Annotated in this window: 15 protein-coding genes; 8 read left to right on the top strand and 7 right to left on the bottom strand. The window is 70.4% G+C overall.

Annotation, left to right across the window (positions count from 1 at the left end; all coding sequences use genetic code 11):
• Nucleotides 1–197: 197 nt before the first annotated feature.
• Nucleotides 198–1,580, top strand: coding sequence for a glycine--tRNA ligase (locus ABZ939_RS03115; RefSeq protein ID WP_361848392.1), 1,383 nt, complete (start codon nucleotides 198–200; stop codon nucleotides 1,578–1,580).
• Nucleotides 1,581–1,653: 73 nt separating this feature from the next.
• Here ABZ939_RS03115 and ABZ939_RS03120 read toward each other — a convergent pair whose 3' ends face one another.
• Nucleotides 1,654–2,238 (bottom strand): TetR family transcriptional regulator, encoded by a 585-nt coding sequence (locus tag ABZ939_RS03120; protein ID WP_361848395.1) that lies wholly within the window; start codon nucleotides 2,236–2,238, stop codon nucleotides 1,654–1,656.
• Between the two features lie 32 nt (nucleotides 2,239–2,270).
• Nucleotides 2,271–3,305: an aldo/keto reductase gene (locus ABZ939_RS03125; RefSeq protein WP_361848398.1), complete on the bottom strand. Its 1,035-nt coding sequence runs from the start codon at nucleotides 3,303–3,305 to the stop codon at nucleotides 2,271–2,273.
• 246 nt (nucleotides 3,306–3,551) lie between these two features.
• Between ABZ939_RS03125 and ABZ939_RS03130 the strand changes: the two genes are divergently transcribed.
• Nucleotides 3,552–3,752 (top strand): DUF6243 family protein, encoded by a 201-nt coding sequence (locus ABZ939_RS03130; protein ID WP_361848401.1) that lies wholly within the window; start codon nucleotides 3,552–3,554, stop codon nucleotides 3,750–3,752.
• 63 nt (nucleotides 3,753–3,815) lie between these two features.
• Here ABZ939_RS03130 and ABZ939_RS03135 read toward each other — a convergent pair whose 3' ends face one another.
• On the bottom strand, nucleotides 3,816–5,165 hold the full coding sequence (locus ABZ939_RS03135; protein WP_361849107.1) for an MFS transporter: 1,350 nt from the start codon (nucleotides 5,163–5,165) through the stop codon (nucleotides 3,816–3,818).
• A 197-nt stretch (nucleotides 5,166–5,362) separates the two neighbouring features.
• Here ABZ939_RS03135 and ABZ939_RS03140 point away from each other — a divergent pair, with 197 nt between their 5' ends.
• From ABZ939_RS03140 to ABZ939_RS03155, 4 genes are all read left to right on the top strand, one after another.
• Nucleotides 5,363–6,325, top strand: a complete 963-nt coding sequence (locus ABZ939_RS03140) for a helix-turn-helix domain-containing protein (protein WP_361848404.1) — start codon at nucleotides 5,363–5,365, stop codon at nucleotides 6,323–6,325.
• Nucleotides 6,326–6,354: 29 nt separating this feature from the next.
• Nucleotides 6,355–7,491: a tRNA dihydrouridine synthase DusB gene (dusB, locus tag ABZ939_RS03145; protein WP_361848407.1), complete on the top strand. Its 1,137-nt coding sequence runs from the start codon at nucleotides 6,355–6,357 to the stop codon at nucleotides 7,489–7,491.
• 376 nt (nucleotides 7,492–7,867) lie between these two features.
• The gene (ppdK, locus tag ABZ939_RS03150) at nucleotides 7,868–10,579 is read left to right on the top strand and encodes a pyruvate, phosphate dikinase (RefSeq protein WP_361848410.1); all 2,712 of its coding nucleotides are present in this window, start codon (nucleotides 7,868–7,870) and stop codon (nucleotides 10,577–10,579) included.
• 562 nt (nucleotides 10,580–11,141) lie between these two features.
• Nucleotides 11,142–12,185, top strand: coding sequence for a winged helix-turn-helix domain-containing protein (locus tag ABZ939_RS03155; protein ID WP_361848413.1), 1,044 nt, complete (start codon nucleotides 11,142–11,144; stop codon nucleotides 12,183–12,185).
• Here the strand turns inward: ABZ939_RS03155 and ABZ939_RS03160 are convergent.
• Nucleotides 12,155–13,315 carry an alkaline phosphatase PhoX gene (locus ABZ939_RS03160; protein ID WP_361848416.1) on the bottom strand — a complete coding sequence of 387 codons (1,161 nt, stop codon included), beginning with the start codon at nucleotides 13,313–13,315 and terminating at the stop codon, nucleotides 12,155–12,157. The genes ABZ939_RS03155 and ABZ939_RS03160 overlap by 31 nt on opposite strands.
• A gap of 172 nt (nucleotides 13,316–13,487) precedes the next feature.
• Here ABZ939_RS03160 and ABZ939_RS03165 point away from each other — a divergent pair, with 172 nt between their 5' ends.
• Nucleotides 13,488–14,570: a hypothetical protein gene (locus tag ABZ939_RS03165; RefSeq protein WP_361848419.1), complete on the top strand. Its 1,083-nt coding sequence runs from the start codon at nucleotides 13,488–13,490 to the stop codon at nucleotides 14,568–14,570.
• Here the strand turns inward: ABZ939_RS03165 and ABZ939_RS03170 are convergent.
• Nucleotides 14,542–15,111, bottom strand: coding sequence for a hypothetical protein (locus ABZ939_RS03170; protein ID WP_361848422.1), 570 nt, complete (start codon nucleotides 15,109–15,111; stop codon nucleotides 14,542–14,544). The genes ABZ939_RS03165 and ABZ939_RS03170 overlap by 29 nt on opposite strands.
• Before the next feature lie 193 nt (nucleotides 15,112–15,304).
• Here ABZ939_RS03170 and ABZ939_RS03175 point away from each other — a divergent pair, with 193 nt between their 5' ends.
• Nucleotides 15,305–15,715, top strand: coding sequence for a VOC family protein (locus ABZ939_RS03175; RefSeq protein ID WP_361848425.1), 411 nt, complete (start codon nucleotides 15,305–15,307; stop codon nucleotides 15,713–15,715).
• A gap of 14 nt (nucleotides 15,716–15,729) precedes the next feature.
• Here ABZ939_RS03175 and ABZ939_RS03180 read toward each other — a convergent pair whose 3' ends face one another.
• Both ABZ939_RS03180 and ABZ939_RS03185 read right to left on the bottom strand, forming a co-directional pair.
• Nucleotides 15,730–16,491: an SDR family oxidoreductase gene (locus ABZ939_RS03180; protein ID WP_361848428.1), complete on the bottom strand. Its 762-nt coding sequence runs from the start codon at nucleotides 16,489–16,491 to the stop codon at nucleotides 15,730–15,732.
• Between the two features lie 36 nt (nucleotides 16,492–16,527).
• Nucleotides 16,528–17,952, bottom strand: a complete 1,425-nt coding sequence (locus ABZ939_RS03185) for an MFS transporter (RefSeq protein WP_361848431.1) — start codon at nucleotides 17,950–17,952, stop codon at nucleotides 16,528–16,530.
• Nucleotides 17,953–18,031: the final 79 nt, after the last annotated feature.

Raw genomic sequence — 18,031 nt, forward strand, 5'->3', positions numbered from 1 at the left:
CAATTGCCGCACCTGTGTTCCGCCCCACTGCAGTGCAGACTGGTACAAGTCGGGAGGCGATCCGATCGCCGCCGTCGACGCCCGCGTTCCTCTCTCTGCGCTTCCCGATGAGCGAGGCCGAACCGATTTGATACCGGGGGTGCGGGCGCCGGTAATCTGAAGCATTCGCACTTCGTCGTCGTAATGAAGAGAGCACCGTGGCCGCCGACAAGATCGACACCATCGTCAGCCTGAGCAAGCGCCGTGGCTTCGTCTACCCGTGCAGTGAGATCTACGGCGGCCAGAAGGCCGCCTGGGACTACGGACCGCTGGGTGTCGAACTCAAGGAGAACATCAAGCGTCAGTGGTGGCGTTACATGGTCACCTCGCGCGAGGACGTCGTCGGCATCGACTCGTCGGTGATCCTGGCCACCGAGGTCTGGGAGGCCTCCGGTCACGTCGCCACCTTCACCGACCCGCTGACCGAGTGCACCTCCTGCCACAAGCGCTACCGCGCCGACCACCTGGAGGAGGCGTACGAGGAGAAGCACGGCCGCCTCCCCGAGAACGGCCTCACCGACCTCAACTGCCCCAACTGTGGCAACAAGGGCACCTTCACCGAGCCGAAGCAGTTCTCCGGCCTGCTCTCCACCCACCTCGGCCCCACCCAGGACACCGGCTCGGTCGCCTACCTGCGCCCCGAGACGGCCCAGGGCATCTTCACCAACTTCGCCCAGGTGCACCAGACCTCGCGCAAGAAGCCGCCGTTCGGCATCGCCCAGATGGGCAAGTCCTTCCGGAACGAGATCACCCCCGGCAACTTCATCTTCCGCACCCGCGAGTTCGAGCAGATGGAGATGGAGTTCTTCGTCAAGCCGGGCGAGGACGAGCAGTGGCACGAGTACTGGATGGAGCAGCGCTGGAACTGGTACACGGGCCTGGGTCTCCGTGAGGAGAACATGCGCTGGTTCGAGCACCCGCAGGAGAAGCTCTCCCACTACTCCAAGCGCACCGCCGACATCGAGTACCGCTTCCAGTTCGGCGGCAGCGAGTGGGGCGAGCTGGAGGGTGTCGCCAACCGCACCGACTACGACCTGAAGGCCCACTCCAAGGCGTCGGGCAACGAGCTGCAGTACTTCGACCAGGATGCCGGCGAGCGCTGGACCCCGTACGTCATCGAGCCGGCGGCCGGTGTCGGCCGCACCATGCTGGCCTTCATGCTCGACGCGTACAACGAGGACGAGGCGCCGAACGCCAAGGGCGTCATGGAGAAGCGCACGGTCATGCGCCTCGACCCGCGTATCGCGCCGGTCAAGGTCGCCGTCCTGCCGCTGTCCCGCAACGCGCAGCTGTCGCCGAAGGCCAAGGGCCTCGCCGCCGACCTGCGGCAGAACTGGAACATCGAGTTCGACGACGCCGGCGCCATCGGCCGCCGCTACCGCCGCCAGGACGAGATCGGTACGCCGTTCTGCGTCACCGTCGACTTCGACACCCTGGACGACAACGCGGTGACCGTGCGCGAGCGCGACACCATGAAGCAGGAGCGCGTCTCCCTCGACCAGATCCAGGGCTACCTGGGCAGCCGCCTGCTCGGCTGCTGACGGTCGCACCCCGCGGTAAGCGAAAGCCCCCGGCTCCGGAAGGAGTCGGGGGCTTTCGCGTGTCCTGGGCGCCCTACGGGCGCAGGCCGCGCAGCAACAGGTCGACCACCGCGTCGAACTCGGCCTCGATCGAGGGGCGCCGCCACTCCGGGGCGTAGGCCGGATCGTGGAAGTGTGCCGTCGCGGCGAAGAGCGCGCGGGCGGTGGCCTCGGGGTCGGCGGCGGTGAACTCGGCCTTCCGTACGCCCTCTTCGACGATCGCCCGGACCTGGCCGACCAGCGCGTCGATGTGCTGCTCGACCACACCGCTGGCCTCGTCGATCAGCACCCCGTACGTGGCGAACAGCTCGGGGTCGTCGCCCGCCTTGTGCCGCTTGGCCTCGAACAGGCCGGCGAACCAGGCGCGGAGCTTCTCTGCGGCCGGCCGGTCCGAGGTCTCGATCAGCTCGGCGAGGGCGACCTCGGCGCGGGTGAGCCAGCGGTGGGTGACCGCCTCGCGCAGTGCCGCCTTCGTACGGAAGTGGCGGTAGACGCTGCCGTGGCTGACGCCGAGCACCCGGGCCACGTCCACGACCGTCGCCTTAGCCGGTCCGTAGCGCCGCAGCACCTCCTCGGTGGCTTCGAGGATGCGCTCTGCGGTCAGGGTCTCGGTGGCCATGGGATGACAGTACCTGTCAGCCGAACGGCGGATCAGTGCTCGCTGTCCAGGTGGGCCATCTGTGCCGCCGGGTAGCGCTCGCCGGCCGCCGCGCCCACGGGCACGGCCTGCTCGATCGCGGCCAGGTCGGCGGCGTCGAGCGTGAGGTCCAGGGACCCGAGGGCCTCCGCGAGCCGGTCCCGGCGGCGGGCGCCGATCAGCGGCACGATGTCGGCCCCGTGCCGCGGCCCCTGGGCCAGCACCCAGGCGATCGCGATCTGCGCGACCGTCACGCCCTTGGCCTCGGCCAGGGCGCGCAGCCGGTCCACCAGGTCCAGGTTCCGGTGCAGGTTGTCCCCCTGGAAGCGCGGGCTCATGCCCCGGAAGTCGCCCGGGCCGAGCTCGCGGTCACGGGTGAAGTGGCCGCTGATCAGACCGCGCGACAGCACGCCGTACGCCGTGATGCCGATGCCCAGCTCACGGGCGGTGGGCAGGATCTTCTCCTCGATGCCACGGGATATCAGCGAGTACTCGATCTGGAGATCGGCGATCGGGGCGACGGCCGCCGCCCGGCGCAGGGTGTCCGCGCCGACCTCGGAGAGGCCGATGTGGCGGACGTGCCCGGCCTCGACGAGCTCCGCGATCGCGCCGACGGTCTCCTCGATCGGCACGTCGGGGTCGACGCGGGCGATCCGGTAGATGTCGATGTGGTCGGTGCCGAGGCGCTGCAGGGAGTACGCCGCGAAGTTCTTCACCGCGGCCGGCCGGCCGTCGTATCCGGTGAAGCCGCCCTCGACCGTGCGCAGGGCGCCGAACTTCACGCTGGTCAGGGCCTGCTCGCGGGCGGCCGCGGGGGCCGTGCGCAGGGCCTCGTTGATCAGCAGCTCGTTGTGTCCCATTCCGTAGAAGTCGCCGGTGTCGAGCAGCGTGACCCCGGCGTCGAGGGCGGCATGGATGGTCGCGATCGACTCGGCGCGGTCGCTCTCGCCGTACAGCGCGGACATGCCCATGCAGCCGAGGCCGAGGGCGGAGACCTGGGGGCCGGTCGTGCCGAGGGAGCGCGTGGGGAGGTGGGGCAGGGAGGTCATGAGGGTCTCCTCGGAAAGGGATCGGAGGGTGACGCATGACAACTATGACATGACGGCTGACAGATTTCAATGTTTGTCATTCGTCTTGGTGGTGGAGAGGAAAAGTGGGTGCCGCGGCCTCCCCGGCGGGGTAGCGTCTGGGGCATGTCTTCGTTCTTCCAGATCTACGAGTGAGAGCGCGGCGGGCCCCGACGCCCGCCCCCGCCGGACGATCCCCTCACCACTTCTCACCATTGGGAGAACCCCATGGCCAAGGGCCGCAACAACCTCCTCGGCGTCGGCGGACAGCGCAAGAAGCTGTCCCGCGGCGACCAGCAGGGCGCCGTTCAGAGCCGTAACGCCGACCGCAAGGCCGCGGTCGACCAGAAGCAGGAGCTGCTGAAGAAGATGCGCGAGCGTGCACAGGGCGCCGAGGGCGCCGAGGCCGCCACGGGCGGCGAGGAGTAACAGTCAGGACGCACGAGGGGCCCGGGTCACGGAAGTGACCCGGGCCCCTCGGTGTGTGCGCTCCTAGGCCACCCTCCGCGGCAGGCGCAGGCTGAGCAGGACTGTCAGGAGTACCGCGGCCAGCTGGACCAGGAGGGTCACGGTCAGCGCGGTGCCCATCGAGCCGGAGGCGGCCAGGGACAGGAAGAGCGAGCCGAGCGTGGCCACCCCCAGGGCCAGGGCCGACTGCTGGGTGGTCACCATCACGCCGCTGCCCACACCCGCCCGGTCCGCCGGGACCTCGGAGAGCACGACCCGGAACAGGACCGGAAGCTGGAGACCCTGGCCGAGGCCCGCGACGGCCATGCCCGGCAGCAGGCTCCAGGCCGAGAGATCGGGCCAGGAGCGCCAGGCCGTCAGCGCGAGCAGACCGATCCCGAGGGCCTGCAGGAGACCGCCCGCCGTGACGATCCGGGTGCCCCAGCGGCGTACCAGACGGGGCCCCGCGAGCGAGGCCCCGAAGAAGGCCACCGCCATCGGGACCAGCGCCAGGCCCGAGACCACCGCGCCCATGCCGAGGCCCTGCTGCAGCGCGACCGCGATCACGAACATGAAGCCGCCGAAGCCGATCGAGAACGGCAGGACCAGGGCGAGGCCCCGGCGCAGCGAGACAAGCCCCAGCAGGCTCGGCGGCACCAGCGGCGTACGGCCCTGCCGGTCGGCCCGCAGCTCCACCCACCAGAACGCCCCCGCGGCGAACGGGAAGACGCCCATCGCGATCCAGGTCCACAGCGGCCAGCCGGCGGCCCGTCCCTCGGTCAGCGGCGCGAGCAGGGTGAGCAGCGCGAGCGCGAGGAGCAGAGTGCCCGGAACGTCGACCGGAGCCGGGCGCTCCGAGCGGGTCTCCGGAACGGTACGGACGGCGAGCAGCAGCCCGGCCACCGCCACCGGCACGTTGACCAGGAAGATCGCCCGCCAGCCGGTGCCCGCGAGATCCGCCGCGACGAGGACCCCACCCAGGATCTGACCGGCCACCATCGCGAGGCCGGCGGTCGCCCCGTACAGGCTGAGCGCCTTCGCGCGCCGGGCGCCCGTCGTCGACGAGTGAATGGTCGCGAGGACCTGCGGGAGCATCAGCGCGGCCGAGGCACCCTGTGCCACCCGCGCCCCGACCAGGGTCCAGGCGTCCGGTGCGAGCCCGCACGCGAGCGAGGTCAGGCCGAAGGCGGCCATGCCCGTGAGGAAGAGCCTGCGCCGACCGAACAGGTCCCCGAGCCGCCCGCCCAGGACGAGCAGCACGGCGTACGAGAGCCCGTACCCGGCGACGACCAGCTCCAGCATGGCCGGCCCGGCCGCCAGGTCGTGGTCGATGGTCGGCAGGGCGACGTTGACGATGAAGAAGTCGATCAGCGGCAGCGCGGCGCCGAGGAGCACGGTGAACAGGCCGAGGGAACCGAGGGCGGGCGTCGCGTGGTCGACGACGACAGCGGCCCTCCGGGCGGAGGTCGTGGTGGAGGCTGTAGTACTCACGGCATCGACGATCGGCCCTTCCTCAGCCTGGTACCAGAGTGTCTTTATCCTGGTACAAGCACTACCTGGCAACGGGCTGACGGCCCCGGCACCCTGGGAGCATGACGACCATGGCGGTGGAGACGGCGACGACCGGAACGACGACCGGGCCACGGACCGGAACGACGTCCGGACCGAGCACCGGACCCACGACCGGGACGACCACCGGGACGAACACCGACGTCCGGCGGCACGAACTCGCCGCCTTCCTGCGCAGCCGCCGTGAGCGCATCACCCCCGAGCAGGTGGGCCTGCCCCGCGGCCGGCGCCGCCGTACCCCAGGGCTGCGCCGCGAGGAGGTCGCGCACCTCTCCGCCGTCGGCGTCACCTGGTACACGTGGCTGGAGCAGGCGCGCGACATCCATGTCTCCCCGCAGGTCCTCGACGCCCTCGCCCGGGCCCTGCTGCTCGACGCGACCGAGCGCACCCACCTCTTCGCCCTCGGCGGGGAGGCCGACCCGAACCCCGAGTCGCCCTGTCCGACCGTCACGCCCGCCCTGCGCGCGATGCTCGACCAGCTGGAGCCGCTGCCCGCCTGCATCCAGAACAGCCGGTACGACATCCTCGCGTACAACCGCACCTACGGCAGGCTGCTCTGCGACCTCGACGCGCTGCCGCGCGAGGACCGCAACTGCATCTGGCTGGCCTTCACCAACGACGAGTGGCGGGCCGCCGTCGCCGAGCTGCCGGACGTCACGCGCTCGATGGCGGGCAAGTTCCGGGCCTCGATGGCCGAGCACCTCGCCGAGCCCGCCTGGAAGGCGATGCTGCACCGCCTGGAGGCGGCCTCGCCGGAGTTCCGGGAGATCTGGGCGCGCCACGAGGTGGTGGCCCAGGGCGGCCGCACCAAGATCATCCGCAATGCCCATGTCGGCACCCTGCACCTGGAGCACACCAACCTGTGGCTCGGGCCGACCTCCGGGCCGCGCCTGGTGACGTACGTACCCGTGGACGAGGAGTCCCGGGCGGGTCTCGAACGCCTGCTGGCCTGCGCGGACGGTGCGGCGGACAGCACGGCTGACTGAGGACCGCGGCGGTGCGCGACAATGGCTGAATGACCGCGTTCTCCCCTCTCGCCATCGGGCCGCACATCGTGCAGCCGCCGGTGGTGCTCGCGCCGATGGCCGGCATCACCAACGCCCCTTTCCGCACCCTCTGCCGTGAGTACAGCGGCGGCAAGGGCCTGTTCGTGAGCGAGATGATCACGACGCGGGCGCTGGTCGAGCGCAACGAGAAGACCATGCAGCTCATCCGCTTCGACGAGAGCGAGAAGCCGCGGTCGATCCAGCTGTACGGCGTCGACCCCGTCACGGTCGGCAAGGCCGTGCGGATGATCGCGGACGAGGACCTGGCCGACCACATCGACCTGAACTTCGGCTGCCCGGTCCCCAAGGTCACCCGCAAGGGCGGCGGCTCGGCCCTGCCGTACAAGCGGCCGCTGCTGCGCGCGATCCTGAACGAGGCCGTGTCCAACGCGGGCGACCTGCCGGTCACGATGAAGATGCGCAAGGGCATCGACGACGACCACATCACCTTCCTTGACGCGGGCCGGATCGCGGTCGAGGAAGGCGTCACTGCGATCGCCCTGCACGGGCGGACGGCGGCGCAGCACTACGGCGGTACGGCGGACTGGGACGCGATCGCGCGGCTCAAGGAGCACGTGCCGGAGATCCCGGTGCTCGGCAACGGCGACATCTGGTCCGCGGACGACGCGCTGCGGATGATGCGCGAGACCGGCTGCGACGGCGTGGTCGTGGGCCGGGGCTGCCTGGGACGGCCGTGGCTCTTCGGCGACCTCGTGGCGGGCTTCGAGGGCACGGGCGCGTACGCCCAGCCCGGGCTGCGCGAGGTCGCGGACGCGATGGTGCGGCACGCGCGGCTGCTCGGCGAGTGGCTCGGGGACGAGTCGCGCGGTGTCATCGACTTCCGCAAGCACGTGGCCTGGTACCTGAAGGGCTTTTCGGTCGGTTCGGAGATGCGCAAGAAGCTGGCGATCACCTCGTCCCTGGACGAGCTGGGCGCTCAGTTGAGCGAGCTGGATCTGGACCAGCCGTGGCCGGTGGGCGCGGACGGCCCCCGGGGCCGTACGTCCGGAAACAACCGTGTGGTGCTGCCGGACGGCTGGTTGAAGGACCCGTACGACTGTGCGGGCGTTGGCGAGGAGGCCGAGTCGGACACGTCCGGAGGGTGACCCGGGACGTCCGGATCGTGGGAAACGAGGCGCTTGTACGGAGTGATTCGCGCCACCCTTGATAAGGGTAGTGCTCAGATGAGCATGTTTCGCGGCGTTGCACTTCTGGAGGGGTGGCACTGGGTGCCACCCCTTCTGTGTTCAAGAGTTGAACGCAGATGCTCAGGAAGGCGCTCATCTGAGCGTGTAGGCTCTGCTTTGAGTCAAAGGGGCTTCGACGTTTGAAAGCGGAAGCTACCGGTCAGTTACTTTCGATGTGCTGGCGGACGGGTGGTTAAGACCAGGTGACCGGTAGGCGTACCTCCCCAGGAGCCTTCGATCTGGGTATGTTCCTCGCCGTCAGGGCAGCCACCGAGTCCTCGAGGAGTCGAGACACGTGTCGGAAAACAAAGATCAGAAGTTCGTGTACGACTTCACCGAGGGCAACAGGGACCTGAAGGACCTGCTCGGTGGCAAGGGTGCGAACCTCGCCGAGATGACCAACCTCGGCCTCCCGGTTCCCCCCGGCTTCACGATCACCACCGAGGCGTGCAAGGTCTACCTCGACAGCGGCTCCGAGCCGGTCGAGCTCCGCGACGAGGTCAGCGCGCACCTCGACGCCCTCGAGCAGAAGATGGGCAAGAAGCTCGGCCAGGCCGACGACCCGCTGCTCGTCTCCGTCCGCTCCGGCGCCAAGTTCTCCATGCCCGGCATGATGGACACGGTCCTCAACATCGGCCTCTCCGACGAGTCCGTCACCGGTCTCGCCACCCAGGCCGGCGACGAGCGCTTCGCCTGGGACTCGTACCGCCGCCTCATCCAGATGTTCGGCAAGACCGTCCTCGGCGTCGACGGCGAGCTCTTCGAGGAGGCCCTCGACGAGGCCAAGGCCGCCAAGAAGGTCACCGTCGACACCGACCTCGACGCCGCCGACCTGAAGAAGCTCGTCAAGGGCTTCAAGAAGATCGTGAAGGCCGAGGCCGGCCGCGACTTCCCGCAGGACCCGCGCGAGCAGATGGACCTGGCCATCAAGGCCGTCTTCGACTCCTGGAACGGCGACCGCGCCAAGCTGTACCGCCGCCAGGAGCGCATCCCGCACGACCTGGGCACCGCCGTCAACGTCTGCTCCATGGTGTTCGGCAACCTCGGCCCGGACTCCGGCACCGGTGTCGCCTTCACCCGCGACCCCGCCTCCGGCCACCAGGGCGTCTACGGCGACTACCTGCAGAACGCGCAGGGCGAGGACGTCGTCGCCGGTATCCGCAACACCGTGCCGCTGGCCGAGCTGGAGTCGATCGACAAGAAGTCGTACGACCAGCTGATGCAGATCATGGAGACCCTCGAGACGCACTACAAGGACCTGTGCGACATCGAGTTCACCATCGAGCGCGGCCAGCTGTGGATGCTGCAGACCCGTGTCGGCAAGCGCACCGCCGGTGCCGCCTTCCGGATCGCCACCCAGCTCGTGGACCAGGGCCTGATCGACGAGGCCGAGGCGCTCCAGCGCGTCAACGGCGCCCAGCTCGCGCAGCTGATGTTCCCCAAGTTCGACGAGAACGCCAAGGTCGAGCAGATCGGGCGCGGCATCGCCGCCTCCCCGGGCGCTGCCGTCGGCAAGGCCGTCTTCGACTCGTACACGGCCGTCAAGTGGTCGCGCTCCGGCGAGAAGGTCATCCTGATCCGCCGTGAGACCAACCCGGACGACCTGGACGGCATGATCGCCTCCGAGGGCATCCTGACCTCGCGCGGCGGCAAGACCTCGCACGCCGCCGTCGTCGCCCGCGGCATGGGCAAGACCTGTGTCTGCGGCGCCGAGGAGCTGGAGGTCGACACCAAGCGCCGCCGGATGACCACCGCCTCGGGGCAGGTCGTCGAGGAGGGCGACGTCGTCTCCATCGACGGCTCCACCGGCAAGGTCTACATCGGTGAGGTACCGGTCGTACCGTCCCCGGTCGTCGAGTACTTCGAGGGCCGGATGCACGCCGGCGCGGACGACGCCGACGAGCTGGTCGCCGCCGTCCACCGGATCATGGCCTACGCGGACCGCGTCCGCCGGCTGCGCGTCCGCGCCAACGCCGACAACGCCGAGGACGCGCTGCGCGCCCGCCGCTTCGGCGCCCAGGGCATCGGCCTGTGCCGCACCGAGCACATGTTCCTCGGCGAGCGCCGCGAGATGGTCGAGAAGCTGATCCTCGCGGACACCGAGGAGGAGCGCGAGGAGGCCCTGCAGGCCCTGCTCCCGCAGCAGAAGCAGGACTTCGTCGAGCTCTTCGAGGCCATGGACGGCCTGCCCGTCACGGTCCGTCTGCTCGACCCGCCGCTGCACGAGTTCCTCCCCGACATCACCGAGCTCTCGGTGCGCGTCGCCCTCGCCGAGGCCCGCAAGGACCCGAACGAGAACGACCTGCGCCTGCTCCAGGCCGTGCACCGCCTGCACGAGCAGAACCCGATGCTGGGTCTGCGCGGTGTCCGCCTCGGCCTGGTCATCCCCGGCCTGTTCACCATGCAGGTCCGGGCGATCGCCGAGGCCGCGGCCCTGCGCATCGACGCCAAGGGCGACCCGCGCGCCGAGATCATGATCCCGCTCGTCGGCACCGTCCAGGAGCTGGAGATCGTCCGCGAGGAGGCCGAGCAGGTCATCGCCGAGGTGCAGGCCCGCACCGGCGTGGAGCTGAAGCTCGCGCTCGGCACCATGATCGAGCTGCCGCGCGCCGCCGTGACCGCCGGTCAGATCGCCGAGGCCGCCGAGTTCTTCTCCTTCGGCACCAACGACCTCACCCAGACGGTGTGGGGCTTCTCCCGGGACGACGTGGAGGCCAGCTTCTTCACCGCGTACCTGGAGAAGGGCATCTTCGGTGTCTCGCCGTTCGAGACCATCGACAAGGACGGCGTCGGCTCGCTGGTCCGCAGCGCCGTCGAGGCCGGCCGTGCCACCCGCCCGGACATCAAGCTCGGCGTCTGCGGCGAGCACGGCGGCGACCCGGAGTCGGTGCACTTCTTCCACGAGGTCGGTCTCGACTACGTCTCCTGCTCGCCGTTCCGGATCCCGGTGGCGCGCCTGGAGGCGGGCCGTGCCGCCGCCGAGTCGAAGGGCTCCGACAGCCGCTGAACCCTGCCGGGCGCCCGCTGACCGGGCGTTCAGTAGCAAAGACCGCCGGAGCCGCCGCTCGTCCCCGACCCTCAAACCGATGGGCGGTGGCTCCGGTCAGCAAGAGAGACGGGGCGGACACCTTGTGCGGAGGTGTCCGCCCCGTCGTATTTCGTCCGCCCCGAGCGGGCACCGGGATGTTCGCCAAATGTGAGTTCATGTTCAATCGAGGCCGGTTGAATTATTGGCCGTTGAACTTTCCGCTTTGAACTTTCCACGATTGGTCCCGCAAAGAACGGGACGGGCGCGGCCCCCGGATCCCCACCCGGTGACCGCGCCCATTACCCATGTCGGGCAGGTGAGCCGCAACCCTCGCCGACCGCCGCCGGACGTGTGAAGCCCCCCACGGTCTTCGTCACGCCACCTCGGTCCTGAAGGTTTCCTGCCCGACCCGCACAGCTTTTCGGTTTGCCCCCGTTCTCCGCGATGCTTTTCAAGTGTGGCTGAAACACCCTGGTAACGTCCTGTGATGGCGTGCATACTCATCGACGGGGGTGGTTGCTAGTGCACAGGTGGGGGTTCAATGCTGCGGATTCATTTCACCGCTAACGACGTGGCCGGGGTCCGGATGGCCGCCCGGCCGGACGTTCTGTGGGAAACGATTCTCAGTTTTCACCGTTTAAGGGACCGGCGTGGGTCCGTCGTCTACGGAGAATGGCGCTCGGACACCCGCACACGCCTCAACGGTGAGACCCGGCTCCTCGCGGCCCTTGTTCCCAGTCGCGGTTACTTCCCCGACTTCCTGACCCCGTCCCAGGGCGTGCACGGCCTCGACGAGGGCCTCCAGGCGATCCGCGCGACCTCTCAGGCCCGGCTCCGGCGCGAGCTGGCCCTGCTGGGCCCCGACCGGGCGGCCGGCCGGACCGTGCCCCACTCGCTCCGCGCCCTCGCCGAGGGCGGCGCCGAACCGTTCAGCCGGCTCGTCGGGGCGCTGCGCAGCTACCACCGGGCGGCCATCGAACCGTACTGGCCCCACATCCGCGCCCGGGTCGAGGCCGACCGGGCACGGCGCGGCCGGGCCCTGCTCGACGGCGGAGCCGAAGAACTCCTCGCCTCGCTGCCGCCGATGCTCCGCTGGCGCGCGCCCGTCCTGGAGGCCGACTATCCCGTCGAGCGCGACCTGTACCTCGACGGCAGGGGCCTGCTGCTCCAGCCCTCGTACTTCTGCCGCGGCACCCCGGTCGTTCTGCGCGACCCCTCGCTGCCGCCGGTGCTCGTCTACCCGATCACCCACTGCGAGGCGCCGACCGTCCGCGAGCCGGGCGGCTCGTCGCTGGCCAAACTCGTCGGCAACACCCGCTCCGCCGTCCTGCACGCCATCGGGGACGGCGGGACCACCAGCGAACTGGCCCGCAGGGCAGGGGTGTCGCTCGCCTCGGCCAGCCAGCACGCCGGTGTCCTGCGCGAGGCCGGACTCGTCGCCACCCTGCGGCACGGCAACGCCGTCCTTCACACCCTGACACCGCTGGGCGCCGCCTTGCTCGGCGGCGCCCAGCGGGTCGCGGAGGCCGCCTCAGCGGCCCCGGTGGAACGTCACTACGCGCGGAACGGGCCCTTCACCTCGTAGGTGATGCCGCCCGAGGAGCTGCCGGTGGTGCCGCGCTGGCTGGAGAAGTACAGCCGGGTGCCGTCGGGGGAGAAGGCCGGTCCGGTGATCTCGGAGCTGGACTGGCCGGTGATCCGCAGGAACGGGGCGACGACGTCGTCCGGCGTGATGATGCAGATCTCCATGTTGCCGCCGTCCTCGGCGATGAACAGGTCGCCGGAGGAGGAGCCGGTGACGTTGTCCACACCCGTCAGCGGGGCGCCGCCGCCGACCACGAGCGAGTCGTCGTAGGCCAGTTCGTACGTGCTGTTGGCGAGGTTGAGCTGCCAGAGGCGGTTGTCGCCCTTGGTGGTGAACCAGACGGTGTCGTTGGCGTAGTGGCAGCCCTCGCCGCCGTTGAAGCGCTTGGCGCCGGAGACCTGGTCACGGGTGACGGTCGGGGAGCCGTCCGGGTCCGGGACGGTCTGCCAGGTGAAGGAACCGGAGGTGGCCGTGCCGGCCTTCAGGACCTGAAGCGTGCCGGAGGAGAGGTTGCCCCAGGTGGTGGGGATGAACCGGTAGAAGCAGCCGTTCGACTCGTCCTCGGTCAGGTAGATCACCTGACGGACGGGGTCGGCGGCCGCGGCCTCGTGCTTGAACTTGCCCATGGCGTCCCGGCGGACGGCCGCGTTCACACCGTACGGGTCGGCCTCGTAGACGTAGCCGAGGCTGACCTCCTCGCAGGAGAGCCAGGTGTTCCACGGCGTCTTGCCGCCCGCGCAGTTCTGCCGGGTGTTGGACAGGATGCGGTACGCGCCCGTGATGGCGCCCGTCGAGCTGAACTTCACCGCGCTCGCGCCGCCGGAGGGGTTGATCTCCGAGTTGGAGACATAGATCCAGCCGCTTCCGTTGGCGTAGCAGGCGCCGCCGTCGGGGGCGTTGTGCCAGGTGTACGAGGTGCCGGAGACGGTCTGTCCCGACCGGGCGATGACCCGGCTGCTGAAACCGCTCGGCAGCTGGATGCCGTTGGCGTCGGCGGAGCCGAGGGCCCCGTACGGGCCGGGGCCGGGCTGGGCGGGCGCCGCGTAGGCGGCCCCGTGCATCAGGGTGCCGCCGAAGGCGGCGGCCGACGTGCCGATGACCGCTCCGCGCAGGAAACTGCGTCGCTCCACGTCTCACTCCAGGGGTGGTGGTGATGACCGCCCCGCCGCACCGGTCGGCGGCGGGGTCGCGCGCTTCCGGAACCTAGAAGTACGGAGTTGGTTCGGAGTTGACGGTGCAGCAACAGCCGATGAAGGGGAAGCGTCGGGCCGAATGTCAGAGGGGTTCGCTACCTTCGGCACCATGTCGATCACCGCACAACTGCTCGACTCGGTACGACTGCCGGGTGCGGGCGCACTGGTCAACGGCTTCGCCTTCGAAGGCCGTCGGGACGGGCTGGGCCGGGCCCTGCTGCTGAAAGGGCACGAGCTGGCAGCCCACGAGCTGGACGAGCTCCTGGCGGGGGAGCGTGCCCCGCGCGCCGTCTTCCCGCTGCCGTGGCCGGGCTGGGGTCACGGTGTGCACTCGGTGAGCCCCGACGGCACGTTCGCGGTGTTCTCCGGGCAGCGCTCGGTGCGTGCGGTGGACGCGGGCGGCGCGACGCGATGGGAGTACCGGCACGGGTGCTGGGACCAGGAGATCGGGCACGAGCACACCGGTGACGAGCGGCAGATCTGCCCCGGGATCGAGTCAGGCTCCTGCCGGATCTCCGACGACGGCCGGTTCGTCTGGGCGCATGTCGTCGAGGGGGAGGACGAGGAGTGGCAGGAGCTGTGGGTCGTCCTCGACGCCGCCGACGGCACCGAGCTCGCCCGGTTGCCCCTGGACAGCGTCACCTCCGGCTCCCACCACCTCTCCCACCCCGACGGTGTGCACATGGCTCTGGACATCGGCATGGGCCAGGACGGCATCCTGCTCCACTGGGGGCGCTGGGACGGGGACAAGCTGACCACCTGGGACCTGAACGAGACGATGGACCGGATCCTGATGGACGTCCATCCGGAGCACCCCGGCTTCCTGACGGTCGAGCACTACGGGCACGACATCCAGCTGCACGACCTGGCCGGGACGGTGGTGGCGGAGGTGGAGCCCCCGCAGCCCCGGGACGACGAGGAGGACCCGCTCGGCTGGGACTGGGCATGCGGCTTCGTCGACGCCACGACCGTCATCGCCTCCACCATGGAGTACGGCGACGACCCCGAGGACCACAAGCACTGGCTCCTGGACGCCCACACCTTGGAGATACGCGGGACCGTCGACTACCCGACGGGCCCCGTCGACGGCTTCGCACGGCCCCTCGGGGACGGCACCTGGCTCACGTACGACCAGGAGAGCGGGACGCTCAGCCGGTGGGGGCTCAACCCTCCGACTCCAGCAGCGTCTTGAGCTCGGCGAGGCGCTCGCGCCAGAAGTCCTTGTACGCGGAGACGGCGTCGGCGTCCGGCAGCTTGGTGTGGCCGAGTCCGATCTGGGTCTTCGCCTCGCCCTTCGGCGTCAGATAGACCTCGATCCGGCTCGTCCCGCCGCCCCAGTCAGCCGTCACCGACTTTCCCGGCCGGTGGGTGCGCACCTCCAGCTCACCGTCCGGAAGCCAGCGACGGCGCAGCTCCTCCTCGGCGAAGGCGGCCGTGCAGCGGGCGGCCGGGGCGTTCACCGTCTTGCTCGCGCTCACCTGCCAGTCGCCCGTGGAGGACTGACCGACCGCGCGCATCCCGCGCTCCTGCTCGTAGCCCACGGTGATCGACTGGGCGTGCCAGCCGCTCACCCCTTCGGCGTCCACCAGATGGCGGGCGATCTCGGCATGCCCGCGCTCCGTCGCCCCCCACGCGTCGAGCAGGGCGAACCAGGCGGCCCAGCCCTTGCCGGTCGCTCCGGCGAGGGCCTCGTCGGAGAGCTTCTCGGTGATCTTCTTGGCTGCGGGGCTCACGGTTCGACGCTAGCGTGAGCCGGGACCGGGTGCCTCGCCGGAGGTCTCCGCCGGGGGTCTCCGGTGGCCCTCGAAAGATCTTCCAAAGAGATCTCCGAGCACCGATGAGTTCCGCTCGGCCCCGCCGTCTTACCTCTCGAAAGCGCCGACACAGAGCGACGACACAGACGAACCACAGGAGAGAGTGACCATCATGACCCAGATGATCTTCGTGAACCTGCCCGTGAAGAACCTCGACACCTCGAAGGCCTTCTGGAGCAAGCTCGGCTACTCCTTCAACCCGCAGTTCAGCGACGAGAACACGGGGTGTCTGGTCATCAGCGACACGATCTTCGCCATGCTGCTGACCGAGTCCAAGTTCAAGGAGTTCACCGCGCCGGGCAAGGAGGTCTCCGACGCGACGAAGTCCACCGAGGTGCTGATCGCGCTGAACGCCGAGAGCCGCGAGAAGGTCGACGAGCTGGTCGAGGGGGCCTTCGCCGCCGGTGGTTCGGCGGCGAAGGACACCCAGGACCTCGGCTTCATGTACGGGCGCTCCTTCACCGACCCGGACGGCCACCACTGGGAGGTCTTCTGGATGGACCCGGCGGCCGTCCAGGGCTGAGGCCCCCGCGGGTGTCAGGCGGAGACGCCGCCGTCGATCACCAGATCGGTGCCGACGACCGAGCCGGCGTCCTCCGAGGCCAGGTACAGCACGGCGGCCGCCACCTCGGTGGCCGCCGAGATGCGGCCGAGCGGAGACTGCTCCTTCATCCGCACCTCCCGCTCGGCCTCGGTCTCACCGGGCAGCAGCGACATCGTGGACTCCGAGGCGCCCGGGCTCACCGCGTTGATCCGGACGCCGTCGGCGATGTGGTCGCGGGCGGCGGCGCGGGTGATCGCGGACACGGCCGCCTTGGAGACCTGGTAGCCGAAGACGCCCGGGATGCGGACGTGCGGGCCGAGGTTGGACGAGATGTTGACGATCGCGCCGCCGCCGTTGGCGCGCATGTGGGCGATCTCGGCCTGGAGCGAGTGCAGGACGCCGGTGACGTTGGTGTCGAGCAGCGCCTGCCAGTCCTCCAGCGGGAAGTCGGCGGCGGAGGCGCCGCCCCGGAAGATCCCGGCGTTGTTCACCGCGACGTCGAGAGCGCCGAAGATCTCGACCGTACGGTGGACGAGGTGACGGACGTCCTCGGCCCGGGCCACATCGGCGGTGACGGCGGCCGCGGTGCCGCCGGCGGCCTCGATCAGGGACACCGTCTCGTCGAGGGTCGCCGCGCTGCGGCCGGAGACGACGACCTTCGCGCCCTCTGCGGCGAAGGCGAGCGCGATGGCCCGGCCGAGGCCGGTGCCGGCGCCGGTGACGAGGACGGTCTTGTTCGTGAAGCGTGCGGACATGGTGATGACAACTCCTTGTCAGGGAAATGAACTTCGCTACTTCGTGCGCGTGGTGCGCGTGGTGGTCGTTGTACGCGTGGTGCGCATGGTCAGTGCGGCCAGGGCGGCGAAGCCGACGGCCGTCGCGGCGAGCGACGACGCGTCGCTGCCGAGCGTGAGCAGGACGGCGAAGAGGACGGTCGGGCCGAGCTCCATCGCCGTGTTGAGGACACCGCCCGCGAGTCCCGCGCGGTGCGGCGGTACGCCGTCGGTGGCCAGGACCGCGGCCCCCGCGAAGGAGGCGGCGGCGCCCGCCGGGAGCAGGAGCAGGCCGGGCAGCAGGCCGTAGGCGTACGGCACGGCGGGGTCGAGCCCCGTCGCCGCGAGGAGCGCGAGCCCGGACGCCCCCGTCGCGAGTCCGGCGGCGGTGACCCGCCCGGGGCCGTACCGCCCGATCAACGGACCCGTGAGCCGTCCCGTGGCGAGCAGGGCGGCGGCGAACGGGACGAAGGCGGCCGAGGTGAGGAGCGCGGAGTAGCCGCGCTGCTGCTGGAGGCCGAGCGAGAGCAGGACGAAGACGGTGGCCGTGCCCGCCGCGGTGAGCGCGATCGCGGCGAGGCCGGTGCCGCGGCGGCGGTCGCGCAGCAAGTCCGGCGGCAGCAGCGGGTCCCCGGCCCGCCGCTCGACGGCCACGAAGGCGGCGAGGAGGACCAGTCCCGTGAGCAGCGGGACCAGGACGGCCGCCGAGCTCCAGGGGTGGGCGTCGGTGCGGACGAGGCCGTAACTGCCCAGCGTGATACCGGCGGTGGCGAGCAGCGCTCCGGGCAGGTCGAGCGTACGGCCCGGGCCCGGTGGGGTGCGGGGGAGGAGCCGGGGCCCGAGGGTGAGGCCGAGGACGGTGACGGCGACCGGGACCGCGAAGGCCCAGCGCCAGTCGGTCAGGGCGGAGACGACTCCGGAGAGCAGGTTGCCCGCGGTCGCACCGAGGACGGAGAGGCCGCCCCAGGTCGCCATCGCCCTGCCGTACGCGGCGGGTTCGGGGAACAGTGCGCGCAGCACCGCCATGGCGGCGGGTGCGACAAGGGCCGCGCCGACGCCCTGCGCGAACCGGGCGGCGAGGAGCGCCTCGTACCCGGGGGCGAGCGGGGCGAGGGCGGAGGCCGCGCCGAAGACGAGGAGCCCGGTGGTGAGGACGCGGCGGCCGCCGTACCGGTCGGTGAGCCGTCCGCCGAAGAGCAGCAGTCCGGCGAAAGTCAGCCCGTAGGCGGCGCTGAGCAGGATCAACTCGGCGCGTTCGAGGGATAATTCGGCGCCGATACGGGGCAGGGGCACGGCGATCGACGCGAGCGTGAAGATGAGCGTCACCTGCACGGCCCCGAGCAGCCCGAAGCCCCCGACCGGGACGCCCTCCGCCGGCGCGCCCCCGACCGCCACGCCCCCGACCGGCTCCCGCAGTGTCTTCCCCCGTGTCGACTCCGACATGATCCCCCCTTTTCTTGACCGTACGTTCCAATATGAAGGCCCAAGAAAAGGGCGCCGTGAGGCGCCCTTTGTGAAGGGT

The sequence above is a fragment of the Streptomyces sp. NPDC046712 genome (assembly GCF_040645695.1).
In the GTDB taxonomy this organism is placed as follows: domain Bacteria; phylum Actinomycetota; class Actinomycetes; order Streptomycetales; family Streptomycetaceae; genus Streptomyces.

Bases quoted from the DNA above. Each gene is read 5' to 3' on its own strand.
- ABZ939_RS03120 (WP_361848395.1), bottom strand. From the start codon at position 2,238: ATGGCCACCGAGACCCTGACCGCAGAGCGCATCCTCGAAGCCACCGAG.
- ABZ939_RS03125 (WP_361848398.1), bottom strand. From the start codon at position 3,305: ATGACCTCCCTGCCCCACCTCCCCACGCGCTCCCTCGGCACGACCGGC.
- ABZ939_RS03130 (WP_361848401.1), top strand. From the start codon at position 3,552: ATGGCCAAGGGCCGCAACAACCTCCTCGGCGTCGGCGGACAGCGCAAG.
- ABZ939_RS03140 (WP_361848404.1), top strand. From the start codon at position 5,363: ATGACGACCATGGCGGTGGAGACGGCGACGACCGGAACGACGACCGGG.
- dusB (WP_361848407.1), top strand. From the start codon at position 6,355: ATGACCGCGTTCTCCCCTCTCGCCATCGGGCCGCACATCGTGCAGCCG.
- ABZ939_RS03155 (WP_361848413.1), top strand. From the start codon at position 11,142: ATGCTGCGGATTCATTTCACCGCTAACGACGTGGCCGGGGTCCGGATG.
- ABZ939_RS03165 (WP_361848419.1), top strand. From the start codon at position 13,488: ATGTCGATCACCGCACAACTGCTCGACTCGGTACGACTGCCGGGTGCG.
- ABZ939_RS03175 (WP_361848425.1), top strand. From the start codon at position 15,305: ATGACCCAGATGATCTTCGTGAACCTGCCCGTGAAGAACCTCGACACC.
- ABZ939_RS03180 (WP_361848428.1), bottom strand. From the start codon at position 16,491: ATGTCCGCACGCTTCACGAACAAGACCGTCCTCGTCACCGGCGCCGGC.
- ABZ939_RS03185 (WP_361848431.1), bottom strand. From the start codon at position 17,952: ATGTCGGAGTCGACACGGGGGAAGACACTGCGGGAGCCGGTCGGGGGC.